This window comes from Streptomyces sp. URMC 126 (genome assembly GCF_051386555.1).
Classification (GTDB): domain Bacteria; phylum Actinomycetota; class Actinomycetes; order Streptomycetales; family Streptomycetaceae; genus Streptomyces.
In genome coordinates, this window is record NZ_JBPQTX010001141.1 from 1 (window position 1) to 250 (window position 250).

Annotated in this window: 1 protein-coding gene; it reads left to right on the plus strand. The window is 72.0% G+C overall.

Going from position 1 to position 250, the window contains the following annotated elements:
• Positions 1-250 (plus strand): hypothetical protein (locus tag ACSNOK_RS35420; protein ID WP_436784785.1); only part of this gene is annotated, 250 nt, incomplete at both ends.

Here is a 250-nt window from a genome sequence, read left to right on the forward strand (position 1 = left end):
GCGCAGGCCCGCACCGAGGCCGTCCGCCGCGAGCTGACGCAGAACGCCGACAACGCCGGCGCCCGCACGATCGAGATCACCGACCAGCTGCGTGCCATCGGCGGCGTGCCCGACGTCGTCACCCCGGCGCTCGGTCGCCTGTCGGCCATCCTCAAGGCCACCTTCGAGCAGGTCGCCCCGTTCGAGGAGGCCCTGTTCACCGACCTGCAGCTCGAGCACCAGCTGCTCGACCGCGCCACGTACGTGAAGG